The organism is Rufibacter sp. JT3400010 (genome assembly GCF_054956755.1).
Window position 1 is genome coordinate 220,652 of the sequence record NZ_JBUDXA010000006.1, and the last position, 19,120, is coordinate 239,771.

12 protein-coding genes are annotated in these 19,120 nt (G+C 50.0%); 5 read left to right on the plus strand and 7 right to left on the minus strand.

Annotated elements, in window-relative coordinates; translation table 11 throughout:
• Window positions 1-333 precede the first annotated feature (333 nt).
• The 3 genes from ACY0JR_RS08710 to ACY0JR_RS08720 form a co-directional block, all read right to left on the minus strand.
• A complete protein-coding gene (locus ACY0JR_RS08710) occupies window positions 334-1,404 on the minus strand; it encodes a DUF6588 family protein (RefSeq protein ID WP_462633580.1) in 1,071 nt (356 codons plus the stop codon).
• 173 nt (window positions 1,405-1,577) lie between these two features.
• Complete coding sequence (locus ACY0JR_RS08715; RefSeq protein ID WP_462633582.1) at window positions 1,578-2,333, minus strand: sulfite exporter TauE/SafE family protein; 756 nt, start codon at window positions 2,331-2,333, stop codon at window positions 1,578-1,580.
• A 119-nt stretch (window positions 2,334-2,452) separates the two neighbouring features.
• Window positions 2,453-5,026, minus strand: coding sequence for a lamin tail domain-containing protein (locus tag ACY0JR_RS08720; RefSeq protein ID WP_462633583.1), 2,574 nt, complete (start codon window positions 5,024-5,026; stop codon window positions 2,453-2,455).
• 180 nt (window positions 5,027-5,206) lie between these two features.
• Between ACY0JR_RS08720 and ACY0JR_RS08725 the strand changes: the two genes are divergently transcribed.
• Entirely contained in the window at window positions 5,207-6,196 is a 990-nt protein-coding gene (locus tag ACY0JR_RS08725; RefSeq protein ID WP_462633584.1) for an aspartate-semialdehyde dehydrogenase, read from the plus strand.
• Window positions 6,197-6,874: 678 nt separating this feature from the next.
• Here the strand turns inward: ACY0JR_RS08725 and ACY0JR_RS08730 are convergent.
• A complete protein-coding gene (locus ACY0JR_RS08730; protein WP_462633586.1) occupies window positions 6,875-7,222 on the minus strand; it encodes a DUF6970 domain-containing protein in 348 nt (115 codons plus the stop codon).
• Window positions 7,223-7,617: 395 nt separating this feature from the next.
• Between ACY0JR_RS08730 and ACY0JR_RS08735 the strand changes: the two genes are divergently transcribed.
• The gene (locus ACY0JR_RS08735) at window positions 7,618-10,740 is read left to right on the plus strand and encodes a SusC/RagA family TonB-linked outer membrane protein (RefSeq protein ID WP_462633588.1); all 3,123 of its coding nucleotides are present in this window, start codon (window positions 7,618-7,620) and stop codon (window positions 10,738-10,740) included.
• 78 nt (window positions 10,741-10,818) lie between these two features.
• Complete coding sequence (locus ACY0JR_RS08740; protein ID WP_462633589.1) at window positions 10,819-12,249, plus strand: RagB/SusD family nutrient uptake outer membrane protein; 1,431 nt, start codon at window positions 10,819-10,821, stop codon at window positions 12,247-12,249.
• A 128-nt stretch (window positions 12,250-12,377) separates the two neighbouring features.
• Here the strand turns inward: ACY0JR_RS08740 and ACY0JR_RS08745 are convergent, their stop codons facing one another.
• The gene (locus ACY0JR_RS08745) at window positions 12,378-13,430 is read right to left on the minus strand and encodes a hypothetical protein (protein WP_462633591.1); all 1,053 of its coding nucleotides are present in this window, start codon (window positions 13,428-13,430) and stop codon (window positions 12,378-12,380) included.
• A gap of 290 nt (window positions 13,431-13,720) precedes the next feature.
• Between ACY0JR_RS08745 and ACY0JR_RS08750 the strand changes: the two genes are divergently transcribed.
• Window positions 13,721-14,167: a response regulator gene (locus ACY0JR_RS08750; RefSeq protein ID WP_462633592.1), complete on the plus strand. Its 447-nt coding sequence runs from the start codon at window positions 13,721-13,723 to the stop codon at window positions 14,165-14,167.
• 114 nt (window positions 14,168-14,281) lie between these two features.
• Here the strand turns inward: ACY0JR_RS08750 and ACY0JR_RS08755 are convergent, their stop codons facing one another.
• On the minus strand, window positions 14,282-17,215 hold the full coding sequence (locus tag ACY0JR_RS08755; protein WP_462633594.1) for a WD40/YVTN/BNR-like repeat-containing protein: 2,934 nt from the start codon (window positions 17,213-17,215) through the stop codon (window positions 14,282-14,284).
• A gap of 526 nt (window positions 17,216-17,741) precedes the next feature.
• On the opposite strand from ACY0JR_RS08755, the gene ACY0JR_RS08760 reads away from it, so the two are divergent.
• A complete protein-coding gene (locus ACY0JR_RS08760) occupies window positions 17,742-18,149 on the plus strand; it encodes a hypothetical protein (protein ID WP_462633595.1) in 408 nt (135 codons plus the stop codon).
• A gap of 70 nt (window positions 18,150-18,219) precedes the next feature.
• Here the strand turns inward: ACY0JR_RS08760 and ACY0JR_RS08765 are convergent, their stop codons facing one another.
• A complete protein-coding gene (locus tag ACY0JR_RS08765; RefSeq protein WP_462633596.1) occupies window positions 18,220-19,035 on the minus strand; it encodes an alpha/beta fold hydrolase in 816 nt (271 codons plus the stop codon).
• Window positions 19,036-19,120: the final 85 nt, after the last annotated feature.

The following is a 19,120-nucleotide window of genomic DNA, read 5'->3' on the forward strand; positions in this document are numbered from 1 at the left end:
CATAATGTTTTTAGCAATATTTTGAACCTTATTTTCCACAAACCCGTACAATGGGCCTTTTAACAACATCAGAATTATTCAATCTTAAAATTAAAATCATACAATACATCCTTTTTTATAACAAATCATCAACTATGTTCTCAATAATTTAAAATTCCAACAAGTTTTCTTCTATATGCTTACAAAAGCTTATTTGAATAATTAACAAGCCACATCTTAAAGATAAAATCTATAATGTGGCTACTCTGAGGCTTAAACACCGTGAAAACAGGAAGCCCTCCGTCAGTGAACTGACGGAGGGCTTCCTGTTTCTTATCTGTTTTACTTAAACTGTTAATTGAACCCAAACCCAACTCCTGCAGTAGCTGAGGGATATTTGGCCAACGTTCCTTCTCCATATAGAGAGAAGAACAATAGTTTGAGGCGAACCCCGGCGGTTAGTCCAACCTGGCCGTCCTTAACGTTCAAGGCAACAGGATTGACCACATCCTGAATATACTTATTGGGAGGCGTAGCCCGAAAAGAAGTGAGGGGGATGCGTCCGTTCACATGTACATCAGTGGTTGTGTGGCTGTACTTCAAACCGCCATAGGCCGTGATCACACTTAATGTTTTAGAAACCACCAGACTAGCGGTCCAGGCTTTGGTGGTGAAAACCAGATGTTGGTCTTCATAATAACCATCCTGTTGCTGCTGGGAAGACCTGGAGGCAGTAGGATCTGGGGCGACTTCAAAACCAGCGGTGGTTTCGGCTTGGGTATATCCACCAAAAGCGGCAATGTCAAAACCCGGAATAGCGTTGATCACCGGAATCCATTGTTTGAGGCCGTGCTTCACCCCAAGTCCCCACAGTTTAACTGAATAGTCTTCGTATTCAGTCTTAGGAATAAACCTTAGCGCTACTTCCGTGTCCTTTATAAGGCCGAGACTTGCCTGTGCCATTGGAATGGGGACATTGCGGAAACCAATTCCGGGGGGAGTTCTAAAGGTTACTTTTTCACCCGCCGCGCTCGTCTGGATTTCCATTTGCGGCCCTTCTTCCTTGTCGCCAAAAATAGTGGGGGCAATAGGAGATTCGCCCGGAGAAAGTGTGATGGTTTCCAAATCCAGCTTTGAAATGTCAAAGGTGGTTTGATCTTCTTGTGCAAATACAGCCGTAGCAAAAACACGTACCTCAAACCTACCCAGTCCCATGGCTTTTCCAGAAGTAAACCAACCACCGTTGAGGGCATGCCCCACGGCTATTCCTCCCGGTTCCACATAGGCCTTGATCATGGTACTCACATCTTTTTGGCCAGCTTTAATCACGTCACTATTCGTTTGTGCATGCGCGGCTGGAGTAGTCAGCAAAATCCCGGCCATCAGAAAAGCCACTAGTAAGAATTTAGAGAAAGCTCCCTTCATAAAACAGGTAAGTAAAATAGTTTTGGTTCATAACTGTGAAATAGTTTGAATCACTAACCCACGCACAAGCTTCCAAGGGAAGACTACATCTTGGAGCATGTTTACAGTGTAGTACGCAGAATCCTGCACCTATTTCTGGCCAGTTTCCCTTAAAACAGGCTGTAAACAGAAGTTTATTGAAAGGTGTCGTAGGCGAATTTGAGGATAATACACGTGACCACTACCAGAAACAACTTCCGGACAAAGCCGGAGCCTTTGACGAGCGCAATGCGGGTACCCACCATGGACCCAATCACGCTGCTGATGGCCATGGGAATACCTATGTGATACAAAATATAGCCTTTGTAGCCGAAGTATAACAAGGCCGACAGATTGGTGGCCACATTCACCACTTTGGCTGAGGCCGAGGCCGCCAGAAAGTTAAACCCAAAAATGCCTACAAAGATGAACATGAGAAAAGAGCCGGTACCGGGGCCGAAGAACCCATCATAGAAACCAATGACCAGCCCCACACCTACCCCGTACCAGATTTCTTTGGTTTGCGGCAGTTTAGGAGCATGAATAGCCCCGAAGTCTTTTCGGAAGAACGTGTACACCGCCACTGAAATCAGGAGCACCAGAATCAAGGGACGCAGCAGGGCGGTATCAAAATGGCTGAGCGCCCGGGCTCCCAGAAACGAAAACACGAAGGCCGTTATGGCGGCAGGCAACAACGCGCGCCAGTTGATCTCTACGTTTCTGGAGTAGCGCCACATAGAAACCGATGTTCCGGCAATACTGGACAGCTTCCCCGTACCGAAAACCGTGGGAACGGGCACGTGGGGTAAGAACACAAACAAAGCCGGCAACTGGATCAATCCGCCGCCGCCTACTACAGAGTCAATCAAACCTGCCAGAAAAGCGAACAGGCACAGGTACAGGATATCCAAGGATGAAGAATTACGCCAACATTGCGGCAGGTGAAACTGCAAAGATTCTGAAAATGTATGGGCTAATCAAAACCTGCGTACCGGAAGTAGTGATTTTAACTTATTTCCAGCAAAACAACCTAAAAACGACCGCCTACTACGGCGGTTTGCTTCAATACTTCCTTCTGCCCCTGTAGGTTAAAGAGTTCTACCAATACCACATAATAACCAATGGCCGCTTTGGAGCCAGCTTCAGTCAAGCCATCCCATTGCAAAACACTTTCCGCTCCTAACAAGGTGTTGGCGAAGAGTTTTCGGATATGCCGCCCGTGGGCATCAAAGATGGTAACGGAAGCCACAAAACCGGCTTGCGGCAATTTGAACTGCAACAACAAGGCATCATCTATCCCGTCGCCGTCTGGGGTAATGATCTTGGGCTGAAGGGTCAGCTTTTCCGTTGCAGCTAGGTTTTCTCTGGATTGGGAATTTACGTAACCGGGTGTGGCTTTCACATCGGTTGCCGCTGAATGGAAGTTTGCCGCGGTGGAGGGTCCAGCCAGAGAAATCCGCTCCAAAGAGACTCCTTCGGGATCAGAAATAAGCCTGAAGTGCTGGTTTTCACTATAGCTTACCTCGTCCATCACGGCACCATCTGGCAAAAGCAACACCACGGCACCGTCTTCATCTGGGAAAGACGGCAAAGAAGACATCTCCAGAAACCTTTCTTTGCGCGCCAGGGAGTATTCACTTTGCAAGGCAGCGGAATTGGTGGTTACTACCAGGTATTCGCCGGGGGCAAGAAGAAGATGTTGGTTGGTTATTTCACGGGCACCGGCTACCGCACCATCACTGGCTCGGTTTGCCAATTTCCAGTTCTGCAGATTCAGGTACCGGGCAGACCTATTCACTATTTCCACAAAATCTACTCCGCTGGGCCTGGGGTTGAACAGGATCTCATTGATGACCACATCGCCTTGGGCAGGAGCAGCCGGAAGAAGCACGGTTTGTTGCTGCGTCTCCAGTGTGTTACCAGAGCAATCCCGTACGTTCTGCACCGTTACGGTATAACGCTCGTTTTCCTGCAAAGGCGCTGAAAGCAGCAGCTCTACCTGCGTTAGCGCCGGAGACAAGACCGTTGCTTTCTGTATGGTAACTCCCGAAGAAATGCTGTACCTATTTCCCTGACTGGCTTGGGCACTGTCTAAGGGTTCATTGAAGGTAAGAAGAATGCGCGTTGGGCTAGTGGCTACCACTTGCTGGAGAATTGGCGCCGTTTGGTCTACTTCCTGCACAGAATTGGGCTGCCCCGGCGTTCCGCCCCGCGGGTGTACAGAGGCTTTCCACTGGGAAGCGCCCGTGCAGGTACTCCTTATAGTAAGGAGTTCTAAACTCCAACCACCTTCTCTTTTGGCGACATCGCGATACCAGACGTTACTATAGCGTACAAAATCAATCAACTGTCCGGTGGCATTGAAAATTTCTACGTCATCGCCGCTGTCATTGAGGGAAGGAAACGAGGGAAGCCCCACTACCGGACCAAACGCCCGATATAATGCGGTATCTGCGGCGGCACATATAATTAAGTAAGCGCCGGGCTGCAAGAGATAACTGGGGAAAGTCCCCGAATTGTTGGTTGCATCTGAATACCGCCATCCTTGCAAGTTGAAAGCCTTGTCGCTTCGGTTGTAAATCTCAATAAACTCGGCGGCTGGTAAATCTTGCAGGGGGTTGAGATCGGCATAGATTTCGGTAATTCTCACATCACCGGGCTGCGCAGATGCAGAATAGACAAACGAACCGGCCAGGTTCTGCGTGAGGTTACCCTCTGCGTCCAGGGCGCGCAGCACTTCTATCTGGTTGGTGCCAGTTGTAAAATCCTGGTTGAACTGCAAACCGACCATGTGCGGAGCGGCGGCGTCCCACTCTGCGGCAACCGGTAGCACGCTCCTGTTGAGCCGGTAATTGGCTAACTGAATCGCCTCCGTTTTCTGTAAAGGCTCTGAAAATGTCAATTTCAACGTTCTGGGGCCAGTGGCCTCCGTGCTTACCAGACTAGTAACACCTATGTCTTTACACGTGAAATCATCGAAATAAAACCGTTGAGCATTGGTCTGCGAGTACCGAAAAAGAATTCCGGCGTACGCCGAGGTGGTATAGCGCGCATCCTGCACGGTGCCTTGCACCTCGTATTTCTGCCGAGTTCCGGTTATGTCAAGTTCCAGTGTCCAGAGGTGAGTGGCCGAGCGGGTAACTCTTACCCATACTTTATTATCTGTGGAGGCTACGGTTTTATCTACCCCATCTATAATCTTAGTGGCGGTGGTGCCATCCTTTCGGTAGAGACTCACTTCATCCTCGGTGTCGCCCAGACGCACGAAGTAGCCGCGCAGGTCGCTTTTCAAATCAGGCTGGTCAGAAGTAAGGTAGATCTCAGCTAGATTATTGGAGGAAGTGGCAAACTCCAGTTGCACATAGAACTCCCACTGTGCGCCAACAGCCAACCTGTTTGGGGTAGACAATTGCAGAACGGTACCGGTTACCGCAGGACCTTTGCTCTGCAATTGCCTGGCAGCATTCACCTGAAAGTATTCTTGGTCGCCCGACCAAACCGGGTTCTGGGTGATGTCTCCGTCTGTGAAAGATTCCTGTATTTGGGCCTGCAGAACGGGTATAAAGGCCAACCATATAAATAATAGAAGAAAGAATTGCCTCATGCATAGGCTGTACTTTAATTATCGTGAAAAGTTGGCTTACTTTGCAACCGGCCTAAAGCGTTTTTCTGCCTGATTCTCAGAAAACAAGCTGGAAACAATTTGGGCCAGATCTCCAGAGGCAGACATGACCGTGTTTTTCGCTGGATCCCATGTGATACTTATTAATTTACACACCCTTACATGAAAGTAGCTGTAGTAGGTGCCACCGGCTTGGTGGGTGGCGAAATGCTGAAAGTTCTGGCGGAGCGTAACTTCCCGGTAGACGAATTGTTATTAGTGGCCTCTGAGAAGTCGGTGGGTCAGAAGATGAGCTTCAAGGGTAAGGAATACACCGTCATCGGGATGGAGGAAGCCATCGCACAGAAACCGCAGATCGCTATTTTCTCGGCGGGCGGAAGCGTGAGCAAGGAGATGGCCCCTAAATTTGCCAAGGCGGGCACTACCGTGGTAGACAACTCTTCTGCGTGGCGCATGGACCCCAGCAAAAAGCTGGTGGTTCCGGAAATCAACGCCTCTGAGTTAACCCCAGAAGACAAGATCATTGCCAACCCTAACTGCTCCACCATTCAGATGGTAGTGGCCTTGAATAACCTACACAGAGCCCTTAAGGCGAAGCGTATTGTGGTCAGCACTTACCAGTCTGTAACGGGCACTGGCAAGAAAGCGGTAGACCAGTTAATGAACGAGCGCGCCGGCAAAGAAGGCGAAAAAGCGTACGCCTATCCTATTGACCTGAACGTGATTCCGCATATTGATGTGTTTGAGGCCAATGGGTACACCAAGGAAGAAATGAAGATGGTGAACGAGACCAAGAAAATCATGGGCGACGACTCCATCAAAGTAACAGCTACGGCCGTTCGGATTCCGGTAATGGGTGGTCACTCAGAATCTGTGAACGTGGAATTTGAGAAGGATTTCACCCTGGAAGAAGTGTACCGGCTGCTGCAGCAAACCCCCGGGGTAGTAGTGGTAGACGATACCGCTAACCTCCAATACCCGATGCCCAAAGATGCCCACGGCAAAGACGAGGTACTGGTTGGCCGCATCAGACTGGACGAAACCCAACCCAACACCATCAACATGTGGGTAGTAGCCGACAACCTCCGGAAAGGCGCCGCCACCAATGCGGTACAAATTGCCGAGTACCTGGTAGAAAACAAATTGGTTTAGTTTTCCTGAAAATACCCCGTAAACAAGAAGGGCACCTCTTTGGAGGTGCCCTTCTTGTTTACGGGGTATTTTCAGAGAACATGCTTGATACTGTATAGATGTAGACCCTCGTAGGAGCTGCGCACATTACGAGGTCTTTTGCGTGGACGGTATTGCTGCTCCCCGCCGATGACTGCTGCCCGTGATTCAGCAATTCCCATTTGAGGCTCTCGCCTCACGGAAGTTGCAAACTTCCGGTCATGGTAGGTCCAAGTCACAGACTTGAATCATGTTCTTTGGGGATAACCCCTGAATGAGATAGCAATGTGTGTGATCTGCTTGTGTAAACATCCCCCTTCGCCCCTTTCAAAGGGTGAATCTCTGCTTTAGAAAGGTAGAAGCCCGTTGCTACTTTCCCCTACACATTGCCAGTTCCAGTCTTTCCCGAGCGCGCCTCGCTTTTGGCCCTGAATTGGCGAAACTAAGCGCAAAAGGCAGCTCAGGCCGAAAGGGCAGTGCGCGAGGGGAAGACGGGGCCTTGCGGCCGTGAGCGCACGGAGGGAAAAGATACAACAACAAAAGCATAAGGGCACCTCATCAACCAGCCGCCACGCCAGCAACAGGCAAACCCCATGCACAAAAGGCCCAAATTCCAGATGAACAAGCACATTCAGCCAAAAAACTAAACTGATAGCCCTATCATTTCCCGTTTGTCCAAACCAGCTGCACGTCTTTCACTTCTAAGGAAAAATTGGGACACGTCTCATCGCCGGCATAACAGAGCAGATTGCCGTCGCAGTCATACACAGAACTGATAGAGTTGATATTCGGCTCGCAATTTCCCAGCACATAGACCGTGCGACCCTCAAGATTGCCGCGTTGCACAAATTGGCAGTACTCAGATTTCTGGAGTTCCTGCACCTTTACCTTCAGCCATTCTATTTCCTGAGTTGGGTTTTCTACCACGCATACCTTATTCACCTGTTCCTCTTCGCAGGAAGTTAGGGTGAGCAGATAGAAAAGACAGAAGGCGTAAAAAGGTCTCATAGTGATAGGTTTTCTACTAGATACCCAAATGCTACTTAAGGTTGCATGGGTGCCTAAACTTGTTTATTTCTCCAGTATATTCCTCAACAAGTCCCTTTTTGGCATCTGGGCAAGGACCCACATCAACGTAGTTGCGAAATTTACTTGAATAATGCTTTCAAATATTTTTTTTCACATCAATTTCTACTAAATATTTAAACTTATCAACCACTAATCGATTTCCATTGCTAAAACCATAATTTTTTCACAGAAATCCTGCCATCTTCCAATAAAGGCAAGTTACGAGACCATTTACCTCTTCAAGACAAAGAAAGTCAAACGTTTGTACAGCAATTTTTTACTTATATATTTAAGAATATAAATATTTCAAAAAACCAAACCAACCAAACCACATGATGAAAAACCTACTAGCAAGCTTCGTGCTGCTGCTGACACTTGCCGGGCAAGTGTGGGCGCAGGGACGAACTGTAACCGGACGCGTGACAGACGCAGCCAATGGCGAAGGAATGCCCGGTGTGACCGTTCAGCTGAAAGGAACCAGTACGGCTGCTCCTACAGATGTAAACGGGAATTACTCCATCAATGTCCCTTCTGCCGGAGGCACATTAGTTTTCACCTTTATTGGGTATGGCAACCAGGAAGTAGCCATAGGAGGCCAGTCCACTATCAACGTACGCCTTGTCACAGATGCCCGCACAATCAGTGAAGTGGTTGTAACCGGGTATGGTGTGCAAACCCGGCAGGAATTTACGGGAGCAGCCTCCACGGTAACCGGTGAATCCATTCAGGACCGCCCGGTACAAAGCTTCGGCCAGGCCTTGACAGGAAAGGCATCTGGGGTAAACATCGTTCAACCTAACGGCTTGCTGAACAACCCTCCTATTATCAGGGTGCGGGGCGTCAACTCTATCTCCTTAAGCTCTTTTCCTCTGATTGTATTGGATGGGGTTCCGGTATCAAGTGATGAGATTGGGGATAACAGTGCCGCTAACAACGTACTGTCTACCATTAATCCGTCAGATATTGAGTCTATTGACATCTTGAAAGACGCGGCCTCTACCTCTATCTATGGTTCCAGAGCGGCCAATGGGGTATTGATCATTACCACTAAAAAAGGAAAGCAAGGCAGCGCAAGAGTAACCTATGACGGATGGGTGGGCATGAATCAGGCCACCAGACTGCCTGACTTATTGAACGCCCAGCAGTACATGGACCATAAGAACAGAGCGCTAGCCAATACTGCTACGCCAAGCGCACCGGGCTTCTTTCCTTCTTATAACGCAGATGGTTCTTTGGTGGACACAGACTGGTTAGACTTGATCTATCGCAAGGCGATCTCCCATAACCATGCCTTGGCCGTGTCTGGTGGTACAGAAAAGACCACGTATTACTTCTCTACCGGTTATTCTGACCAGGAAGGCTTTATCAAGAACAATGAGTTCCAGCGGAAGTCTGCCCGTTTAAACCTAACCCAGAAAGTAACCGACTGGCTTAGCTTGAAGGGAAACATCAACTATACCAATGGCTTTAACCAGGCACCTAACAGCGGTTCCCTTCCTGGTGCCGGATTCTCTGTGGCAGGTTTAGGCCGTATTGGCTTTGTATTAGCCCCCAATATCTCTCCCTACAACGCAGACGGAACCTACAACCTAAGCGGCAATGCGCTGGGCAATGGTGCTAACATCAGCCCTTACGTGCAGACCTATTACAACCCAATAGTTCTTCTAGACAAAGACCGTCAGACTTCTGAAACCAACAGAATGGTAGCCAACATTGGCGCAGACTTAAGCATCTTCAAAGGGCTTACCTTCAGAACAACTTACTCTTATGATTTGAGCAACACTGAAAACAAACTGTTTTATAACCCCATTAACGGTGACGGTTTCAACCAAGGCGGTTTAGCCACAAACTCAAACTACAGAAGAGAGAACTGGAACTGGGTAAATACATTACAGTACCAAACTACTTTTGCCAACAACCACCATGTATCTGTGCTGGTGGGTTCAGATGCGCAGCAAATAGATGACAACTACTGGTGGGCTACCCGCCAGGGACTTTCTATTGCCACGTTAGATGATTTCCAGGCACCCTTTGGCACTAACACCGCCGGCGGAAGCATTGGGAAAAGAGTGTATGAAGCGTATCTGACCAGCGTTTCTTACAACTTCGCAGATAAGTACTTCTTTAGCGCCAACTACAGAAGAGACGGTAATTCGGCTCTGGCCAACAGAGTGCGCTGGGGTAACTTCGGGGGGGCATCTGTGGGCTGGGCCGTAGCAGAGGAAGAATTCTTCAAGAACTCTACGCTTGCCAACACCATCACTAACTTGAAATTGAAAGGTAGCTGGGGACGCGTGGGTAACGGTAACCTGAACTCAGATTACGCGGCTTACACGCAATACTCTGGTGGTTTGTATGGAACCGCTGCCAGCTTACAGTTCACCCAGGCCGGAAACGAAGAACTGACCTGGGAAACCAGTAAACAAACCAACATAGGAATTGAAGTAGGCGTTTTGAACAACAGAGTTAGTCTGGAGGCAAACTACTACAACAATGACATTGACGGTTTGATCTTGGCCGTGCCACAAGCCCCTTCTAAAGGTATTCCCGGCAACTCCATCTTACAGAACATTGGTTCTATGTACAACAAAGGTTGGGAGTTCACCTTGAACGCTACTCCTTTGGAGTCTGGCAAATTCAAATGGAGCACTAACTTCAACATTACCTTCAACAAAAATGAAGTAACCTCTCTGGTAGATGAAACCACTCCTATCTTAGGTCTTACCAGTGATACAGAGACAACCAACATCACCAGAGTGGGCTACCCGGTAGGCAGCCTTTATGTGGTAAAAACCGCTGGTATCAACCCAGAGAATGGCCGCAGAATCTTCATCAACAAAGATGGCCGTGAGGTGCAGTACTCACACGGTTCCCCCATTCCATGGACCTTCCTGGACGGAAGCCGCGCCCCGGCCGTATCTGGTGCCGATGCCCAAATTGCCGGCAACACGTTACCTAAGTGGTACGGTGGTTTCACCAACAACCTGACGTATGGCAACTTTGATCTGAGTGTGCTGCTCACCTACTCTGGCGGCAATTACATCTACAATGGTACCCAGGCAGGTTTAAGAGATCAACGTATCTGGAACAACTCCACTGATGTACTGAGAGCCTGGACCGCAGAAAACCCCAACACAGACGTTCCGCGTGCCGTGTATGGCGACAACGTGTCTAACGGTTCTTCTTTCCCAATTGATGCCAACGTACAGAAAGGCGACTTCCTGCGTCTGCAGAATGCGGTGCTGGGCTACAGATTGCCAACTGCTTTGTTCGGAAAATCAGGGGTAAGCTCTTTGAGAGTGTACGCGCAGGTAGACAATGCCTTCTTGATCACTAATTACAAAGGCTCAGATCCTGAGATCTCTACAAACGGTGCTTCCAATATTGCCCCAGGGGTTGAGCGTAACTCGGTGCCACAAGGCAGAATGTTCACATTTGGGGTTAACCTAGGTTTCTAATTAATTCGATATCATAAGATGAAAATATTCAACACAAACCCAAGCAAGAAGTATCTGATTCGGCTTGCGTTACTAAGCATGCCACTCGCCCCAATGATGTCGTCCTGCGGTGACGATTTTCTGGATGCCGTTCCTGAAACCGCTGTTTTTGAGGGAAGCAACTTTGACACTCCCGCACTGGTAGTGGCGCAGGTCAATGGCTTATATGCTACCTTGAAACACGCTCGTATTTTGGGTGGTCGGTACCAGATCTACAATGATGTGCGCACCGAAGAATTTGTGAACCGTACCTCCAACGGGGTAACTGCTTTACCGGTGTACAACTTTACCGTAGGCGGCGATGACTCTTACATAGCAGACCTTTGGTCCAGAGGCTATTCTACCGTTAACCGGTCCAACATTTTCTTAGCAGGACTTGCCGCCAACACAGACAAAGTGCCGGCGGCAGATGCCACGGCCTATGCCGCAGAGGCGAAGTTTGTAAGAGCGTTAGCGTACTTCTCCATGGTGCAGATGTTCGCCAAGCCCTACGTAGCAGATAACGGAGCTTCTCCGGGTTTGCCGCTCAGGCTTCAGGCCGAAACCTCAAGCGCCAACAATGCTTTGAAAAGAAGCACAGTTGCCGAGGTGTATGCCCAGATTCTGAAAGACCTGAATGAAGCGGAAGCCGGTTTGCCTGGCGCCTACGCCAATGCGACGCTCAATACCACTCGGGCCCACAAGACCACGGCTATTGCGCTTAAGAGCCGGGTGTACCTGGCCATGGGCCGTTACGCAGACGTGATCACCGAGGGAAATAAGATTGTTTCTGCTGCGGCACCTTTCACGGCTCCTGCCACGGTAGGCGGAGCGGCTTCGGTGCAGCATCAGTTACAGGCCAACATTGCTACCGTATTCTCTAACTTCATCACCACGGAGTCTATCTTGTCAGCGCCTTTCACTGATACAGATGCGCCCGGTACCCAGAACCAGATAGGGTATTACTACAATGCCGGTAACGTGGAGTATTACCTGAACACAACCACCGGTATCTATGCCAACCCGCAGTTTAGAGCAACAGATGCCCGTAAAACGGCACTTACGGCTACCAGTACCGCCACTTACGGCAGTGTGCCGCTTTTAACCAAATGGTCTGGGGTTTCTCCGTTCACCAGTTGGGTTCCATTGATCCGGTACTCTGAGGTATTACTGAATCTGGCAGAAGCAGAGGCCCGCGTTGGAAGCCAGACGCGTGCTTTGGCTTTACTTTTGGCCGTGCACCATCGTTCAGATCCAACCTGGGTGTATGCGCCAACAAACCAAACGGACCTTGTGAATACGATTCTAACGGAGAGAAGAATTGAATTGCTGGGCGAAGGCTTCAGGTCAAATGACTTGTATAGAACAGGCCAGCCCATCATGTCAAGAGGAGCCGGTAGCGCTACCACTCTGGCCTCCATTGCTCCTTCAGATTCCCGTTACCTCATTCCAATTCCAACTACTGAGATTCTGACCAATCCAGAGCTGTAGGCATCCAGATTTTAGGCCTATAATCTAAAAAGTAAGGCAAAAACAGAAGCGGCGCTCCAAGAGCGCCGCTTCTGTTTTTGCCTTACTTTTTCTAAATCAAGCCAGTTTCGGCTCTTTAACTTAGAAGCCTACTGGTACTGAATGTACATGGGTTTGGGGGTGAGGGCCAGCACTTCTTTGGGCGAATACAACTTGGAGCCGGGCTTTTTAGTGTCATTGTAATAGAAGATCTTAAAACCAGTGTACTGTACGGGTTCCTTTTTGATGTAAGCGTTGTAAGTACTCTTCTTCAGGACCCGGTCGCCCCAGCCGTCCATGTGCATCACAAACTGGACGTTGGGTCTAAGCTGAATGTCTTTGTAGTTGGTGACCATTCGCTGGGTAAAGCGGTGTACCACCAGAATCTTGGGAGGAAGGTTGTACTTTACGGCAATGTCATTCAGGAACGAGGTGGCGTAGTTGATCTCCTTCGCGTCCAGAGTGCCTATCTTACGGCCCGGTACGGCTCCGTTTTTCATCGCGAACTCAGGGTCAATGCCCAAATGTACCTGCGGCAGTTTCAGCCACTGCTCCAGGCGGGGCAACTCATCCTGGACGGTGCTTTGCCCAATCTGGATGTCCAGGAACACAATAGCGTTTCTTTTGGCGGCCCAGGCAATCACGGTGTCGGCCAGGTGGTCGCTCATTCTGAGGCGGTAGGTATTGCCTTTGCCTGGTTTGCCTTGCGCCGTCACAAAGATTAAGTGGAGCGCGGGCTGTACGGGCGTACTGGGGTCAGCGGCTTGCCAGGCTTTCACTTCGCCGTCCAGTTTGGAGAGCATTTTTTCAGGGGCAATCTCGCCCAGAATACCCATGCGTTTAGAGAGTGGATTTCCGTAAAAGGCAACAATTCGCTTGTGCGGAAGAATGGCTCCTGGGTTGTCGGCGGCTTCATCTCTGATGGGAGCCTCGGCGGGTACGGTAGCGGCAGAATCACCGGCGGCGGTAGAATCGGTGGGGGCCGAAACAACGGCATTTTTGGCCGAGTCGGCGGGCGGACGGTAACTGGTAGCGGCTACTGCGGGCTGGGCACCGGTAGTTTCTTTGGTTGTTCCTTCAGAAGAACAGGCGGAAAACAATCCTATACTAAAGGCACACCAAAGCGGAAGGCGGGTGCCTTTTCTCATTAAGTTCAAGTTCATGGAATAGGAGGTGAATAAAGTAAAAGCGCGGTTTCCCTCTTTAAGCGTCAGGAAGATACTCCTTTTCGCTTGCTTCTCCATAGAAATCGGCTGATTCTCTCTTCGTTCGGTCTGCACACCGCTTCATCGGGGGTGCTTCATCGGCTTCAAAAACCAGGACTATTTCGTTGAATTCAGCCTTGCAGCGGCATTGTGAAGGCCATGGGCTTTTCACCGGTCGAGATTCTCTTTTACCTGGGTCCTCTTTTCTGCGTATACAGTACCTTTACCGGAAACAAAGCGCCCCACCCATGGAAAAGATTAACCGTGTCTTGTTAATTGACGACGATGACATCACGAATTACATGAACACCCGCGTGCTCAACAAGGCCGAGATTGCGCAGCAGATTGATGTGGTCACCGATGGACAGGCAGCCCTAACCTACCTCAGCAGCCCCGATCATCTGGAGTCTGAATTCCCGTTAGATTTGATTCTGGTGGATATAAAAATGAGTGTGATGGATGGGTTCGATTTTCTGGAACGCTACCAGCACCTGTCTCCGGAGCGCAAGGCGAAAAAATTGTTTGCCTTGTCTTCCTCGGCTAGTTTCTATGACTTGCACCGCCTCAAAGATTTTCCAGATGTAGACGGCCATTTGTCAAAACCCCTCACCCAGGCAGATGCCCTGCACCTGATCAAAGAACACTTCTTTGGGGATACAGACGGCAGCAGCACTACTTCTTCTTCAGATTTATAAACTTAAACAGGCTAAATCCTTCGTTTCATTGCCTTTAAAAAAGAACTTCCGCTTTAAGCTTGTTTTCTCTAAAACAGGCCCAAAGCGGAAGTTCTTTTTAAAGCGAATATCAGGTTATTCTCTGCCTCGGCGCTCTGGGGCTCTCAGCGTGAATTCCTGTGAGGTTTTGTTTCCGTTGGCCTCTATTTCCACCACGTATTTACCGGGGCGCAGGTACAACTGCTCATTCGCAGCAGGCGTTACTTTTACCGGCTCACCCCCTTTGCGGCCTTCGTTCAGGACCTGCTCATAGGCAGCGGTGTTGGCGGCTTCCAACGTAAGGTCATACGCCACATAATTCAGGCCGCGCTCGCTTTGGTCTTTCAGTTCTTTGAGCACCTGGCCTTTGTCGGTTTTGATGCGCACGGTGGTGGTACCGGCTGCATTCACATAGTACGGAATAGTCAAGGAAGGCGTGTAAGGCTGATCCCAGGCCCCGAACTTCTGCCCCCAGCGTTCTGTGTACGGCGGCGGCGTGATCTGAAACGCATGCACTCCCTTCTTCTGCACCTCTGGCGTCAATTGCTGTAAAAGCGACACATTAGCGATGTACAATGACCGGCCGTGCGTGCCCACCACCAGATCATTCTCGCGCGGATGGATAGCCAAGTCATGTACCGCTACCGCTGGCAACACATCGCCGCCCATGGCCTGGAAAGTCTGCCCTTTGTCAAATGACACGTACAAGCCGTTGTCAGAACCTACATACAAGATGTTCGTGTTCTTAGGATCTTCCTTCACCACGTTTAGCGGCTCTTTTGGCAAATCTTTGCCAATTTGCTTCCAGGTCTTTCCGTAGTCATTGGATACAAACAGGTAAGGGTTAAAATCGTCCCAGCGGTAGCCGTTCAAAGTAGCGTAAACGGTTCCTTCGTTTTCCGCCGAAGCGGCCAATCCACTGATCCACATGTCCTGCGGAAGTTTATCGGAGATCTTGGTCCAGTTGTAACCACCGTCACGGCTTACGTGGATGAGGCCATCGTCTGAACCGGTGTACAGCAATCCGAACCGTTTTGGCGATTCTTCAATGGTCGTTAACGTACCGTAGCCTACATCGCCTTTGCGGCCGCCTTTGGTCAAATCTCCCGAGAGGGCTTCCATGTTCTCGCCTTTGTTCAGGGAGCGGTGGAAACGGTTTGACCCGAAATACAGCACATCCTGGTTGTGGCGCGACAGAAGGATTGGGCTTTCCCAGTTGAAGCGCAACGGACGCTCGCCTAGTTGATGCTTGGGTTGGATGGACAAACGTTGCCCTGTGGCCTTGTTCAGGCGGTAATAGGCGCCGTACTGCGAGCCGGTGTACACGGTGTTGTTATCGCGGTAATCTACCTGCACCATCATGCCGTCTCCGCCGCCTAAGCGCTGGTACGGGTAACGGCCGTTGTCGGTCCAGGCGGAGCTGGCCTGGTAGGTGCTGGGGCCGCCCCACACGCCGTTGTCCTGCAAGCCGCCGTACACGTTGTAAGGCTGCGCCATGTCTACGGTTACGGAATAGAACTGCCCTACCGCTGGCGTATTGGCTTTGAACCAGGTTTTACCATCGTCATACGTGATGTTGATGCCGCCGTCGTTGCCGTTCACCAGGTGACCGGGACGCGTAGGGCTCACCCATAGATCCTGATGGTCTGAGTGCACGTTATCGCCGCCAATCTCACGCCAGGTTTTCCCCGCATCCTCTGATTTCAGCAGCGGCACGCCCAGAATGTACACGTGGTTCGCGTTCAAAGGCGACACCCGAATTACCCCGAAATAATAGCCGTAGGTATAGTAAAGGTCATCAATGTAGCCCTCGTGGGTTTTCTTCCAGGTCTTGCCGGCATCGTCTGAGCGGTAGACCTGCGCACCCGTTACGGGCGTTTCAATCATCATGGAGTTGGCATCCACCAGGAAGTCTGACAGCGCTACTGGCTTGATTTTATCTGAACTCACCATTTCCTTCACGGTTTTGGCTGTGTACTGGCGCGGAAAGTTGTTCTCCTCCAGAAAGGTGTTAATGGCGGCATCATCCATCTTCAGGAAGTCTTCTTTAGAGAAATCCTTGAATTGCTCTTTGCGCAGCTTGTTGCCCGTAGCCACGGCGGGTTTCACGTCTTTGCGCAGGTCTTGGTTGTCTACGCTGGCGTAGATGATGTTAGGGTTCTGTGGGAAAATGCTCAAGCCAATGCGTCCGATGCCTTCGGTAGCCGGGAAACCGCTGCTGCCACCCGTGATGCGCTGCCAGGTGTTGCCGCCGTCGGTGCTTTTGAACACGCCAGAAGTGCTGCCGCCTTCCACAAAGTTCCAGGCGCGGCGCTCGCGGTGCCACATGCTGGTGTACAAGGTATTGGGGTTAGACGGGTCAATAACCAAATCCACGGCTCCGGTGTTATCATCGCCGCCTTTCAAGACGTGCTTCCAGGTAGTGCCGCCATCGGTGGTTTTGTAGACGCCGCGCTCTGGGTTAGGCGAGTACAAGTGGCCCAAGACCGCTACCCAGGCCGTGTTAGGATCGGTGGGGTGTTGGATGATGCGCCCAATGTGGTGACTTTCCGGCAAGCCTTTGTACTGCCAGGTTCTGCCGCCATCGGTGCTTTTGTAGATACCCACACCCGAGTAAGAAGAGCGGCTGGAGTTGGCCTCGCCGGTTCCCAGGTAGATGGTGTTGGTTTTCCAGTCAACGCTGATGTCCCCGATGGTGATGACGGTCTCATTGCTGAAGAGTGGTTCAAAGGAGATGCCGTTGTTGGTGGTGTGCCACAATCCGCCGGAGGCGTAGGCCACATAAAAATTGGTAGGATCTGCCGGATTCACGTCTACATCTACCACGCGCCCGCTCATCACGGTTGGCCCTACGTTGCGGAACGGCAGATTGCTTACTAGAGAGTTTTTCTGCAGTTGTAACCGTTGCTCATACCCTTGCAAACGGACTTTGGCAGGCGTGGCAGCAGGTTGCTTTTCTTTTTTCTGAGCCACCGCCGGAAGGCTCAAAAGCCCCATCAGCATGAGTGGGTACAAGGATTTGCGTAGCATAAGGTGTACAGGAGTAGTTTTGTTCGAATAGGATTGTATTTAAAAGTCTGAAAGTAGCGGAAAAACAGGAGTTAACGAAACGTGAAGCAGAGGTTGTCGCTTCCCGCTCTGAAATTGGCTTTCCCGTAAAAAAGAAGCGCCGTTTAGCGGCTACTTTCTGGAAAATAACGGCTAAACAGCTTGCCTGTCTTATAGCCAACAAGTTTCGCCTAGCGGCTCTGCTAGCCGGATACCAGAACATCCACAATCTCTTTTGGCAAACTTGTCTGGAAACGAAACAGGCACTTTTCTAACCCAATTACCTAATAGTTAGTATTGTACTCGCCTAAAATAACTTCTACCTTGTTTTCACCTCTCAATACATGATCTACGGCCACTTCGGCACCTGCCATAGGAAATTGTTTTCCTGTATCACGCATTCCCACTACTAGCTACAGCCTGGACTTTCACTTAGGAACAGCCTCTACATTGTTCCGCTTAAAGTCGTTACTCTTTCTCCATTTTATCAAATAATAGAAATTCAATCATGAATAAAGCTAAAATATTCTTCCTGTTTTTGACTTTGCTAGTATTTACCCAGTGCGGCAGTGATGATGAAAGTGAGGCAACTCCTGATGAATTCACCGGAGAATTTACGCTGGCCGGGAAAACATTCACGGGCTTCTGCGTTGGTTCCCCCGCATCGAGAATAGGCAACTTTGGTATGGACATTAGCATTCATAATACTGCTGTGGCAACCAACACTATGATTTTAGGCAATGTACCTACTGCCAGCAGCGGCACTTTTGCTTTTAGTGATGAATGGAAACAACCCTCTGGAGGCACATATGCCATCATCAGCGCTGACAATATTTTCATGGCTTCTAAGCCGGGGGCAGTATCACGAAAACGGGAGCAAAGTCCTTTACTTTCACTTGTACCGTTTACAGCATAGTGGAAAATGGAGAATACACCATTACAGGCAAAGGCACATTCCGGTAAATAACTGAGCTTCCACTTTAGACTTAGAATGAATTCGCACTGCGGTACCGCTGGGCATCGGCGGGGTACAGGGTCTCCGCGAACTTCAGCAGCGCTTGGCGGGTGAGGGCGGTACTTTCAAACATGCCCATATGACCTACATGTCCCATAAAATACGTCATGCTGTTCTCAGGAAGATGGCACTGCTGCAGGATTGCTTCTAACGGCACGGCCGGGTCTTCTTTACCTACCAGGAAAAAGACAGGAAGTACGGTAGTCTTGAGCACTGCACTTCTATCTGGACGGTCACGCATGGCTTCCAGGCAGCCCAGAATGGTGGCCAAAGGGGTGGCTTTCCCGATGGATTGCAATTTCGCAATGGCGTCTTTACAGGAAACACGGTTGCTTTCAGCGAACAGCGGGGTTACCAGCGTGTCCATGAATTTTTCTATGCCGTGCTTTTGCACAAAGGCAGCGGTTTTGTTCCGGTTTTCCTTTTTCTCCTCAGAATCAGGCAAAGCGCTGGAGTGGAAAAGACACAATCCGTAGAGCAACTCGGGAAATAATTCGGCCAAGGCCATACCTACGTAGCCGCCCATGGAGTGCCCTACTAACAGACATTTCTCCACTTGTAGAGCTTGCAACGTTTCCTGTACCTGCCGCGCCTGGTTTTCCATGGAGAAATCATCGGTCATCGGGCTTTCGCCGTGGCCGGGCAAATCCAGAGCGATAATCCGGAACTGGTGCACAAGGGGTTTGACGAAATCGGTCCAGAGGTCTTTGTTTTCGCAGAAACCATGCAGGAAAACGATAGCAGGACCGGTGCCGATTTCGGTATAGGCAAGAGGGGTATTGGTCATTTGATCTTTGTTTTTGGCTTGTTTACGGGATTGAGGGCAAAGACAGGAATGGTTAAGAATCAACTCATTCAATTACCAGTACGTT

Bases quoted from the DNA above. Each gene is read 5' to 3' on its own strand.
- ACY0JR_RS08710 (WP_462633580.1), bottom strand. From the start codon at position 1,404: ATGAAGGGAGCTTTCTCTAAATTCTTACTAGTGGCTTTTCTGATGGCC.
- ACY0JR_RS08720 (WP_462633583.1), bottom strand. From the start codon at position 5,026: ATGAGGCAATTCTTTCTTCTATTATTTATATGGTTGGCCTTTATACCC.
- ACY0JR_RS08725 (WP_462633584.1), top strand. From the start codon at position 5,207: ATGAAAGTAGCTGTAGTAGGTGCCACCGGCTTGGTGGGTGGCGAAATG.
- ACY0JR_RS08730 (WP_462633586.1), bottom strand. From the start codon at position 7,222: ATGAGACCTTTTTACGCCTTCTGTCTTTTCTATCTGCTCACCCTAACT.
- ACY0JR_RS08735 (WP_462633588.1), top strand. From the start codon at position 7,618: ATGAAAAACCTACTAGCAAGCTTCGTGCTGCTGCTGACACTTGCCGGG.
- ACY0JR_RS08740 (WP_462633589.1), top strand. From the start codon at position 10,819: ATGCCACTCGCCCCAATGATGTCGTCCTGCGGTGACGATTTTCTGGAT.
- ACY0JR_RS08745 (WP_462633591.1), bottom strand. From the start codon at position 13,430: ATGAACTTGAACTTAATGAGAAAAGGCACCCGCCTTCCGCTTTGGTGT.
- ACY0JR_RS08750 (WP_462633592.1), top strand. From the start codon at position 13,721: ATGGAAAAGATTAACCGTGTCTTGTTAATTGACGACGATGACATCACG.
- ACY0JR_RS08755 (WP_462633594.1), bottom strand. From the start codon at position 17,215: ATGCTACGCAAATCCTTGTACCCACTCATGCTGATGGGGCTTTTGAGC.
- ACY0JR_RS08760 (WP_462633595.1), top strand. From the start codon at position 17,742: ATGAATAAAGCTAAAATATTCTTCCTGTTTTTGACTTTGCTAGTATTT.
- ACY0JR_RS08765 (WP_462633596.1), bottom strand. From the start codon at position 19,035: ATGACCAATACCCCTCTTGCCTATACCGAAATCGGCACCGGTCCTGCT.